The following is a 380-nucleotide window of genomic DNA, read 5'->3' as shown; positions in this document are numbered from 1 at the left end:
CCTATTTATTAGAGAGTAACCAGGTTTCTGTTCACAAAACAGATAAATTTGGGCCATTAGCTTAGTTGGTAGAGCATCTGACTCTTAATCAGAGGGTCGAAGGTTCGAATCCTTCATGGCCCACCAATAATCAAGTTATTCTTTTTATGAAAGATATTCATATATGAGCCATTAGCTCAGTCGGTAGAGCATCTGACTTTTAATCAGAGGATCAAAGGTTCAAGTCCTTCATGGCTCACCATTTATATGCGGTTGTGGCGGAATTGGCAGACGCGCTAGACTAAGGATCTAGTGGTAGAAATACCGTAAGGGTTCAAGTCCCTTCATCCGCACCAATTTTATAAAATGCGGAAGTAGTTCAGTGGTAGAACATCACCTTG

At 41.1% G+C, this 380-nt stretch carries 3 tRNA genes; all 3 read left to right on the top strand.

From position 1 onward, the window contains the following. Positions 1–50 precede the first annotated feature (50 nt). The 3 genes from JN080_RS29280 (at position 51) to JN080_RS29270 (ending at position 335) form a co-directional block, all read left to right on the top strand. Positions 51–126: transfer RNA gene (locus JN080_RS29280), tRNA-Lys, on the top strand. A gap of 39 nt (positions 127–165) precedes the next feature. Continuing rightward, a tRNA-Lys gene (locus JN080_RS29275) sits at positions 166–241 on the top strand. A 7-nt stretch (positions 242–248) separates the two neighbouring features. After that, positions 249–335: transfer RNA gene (locus JN080_RS29270), tRNA-Leu, on the top strand. Positions 336–380: the final 45 nt, after the last annotated feature.

This window comes from Bacillus sp. EB600, from assembly GCF_024494385.1.
Lineage (GTDB): Bacteria > Bacillota > Bacilli > Bacillales > Cytobacillaceae > JAEVLT01.
This window is presented reverse-complemented; position numbering and strand designations above follow the sequence as displayed.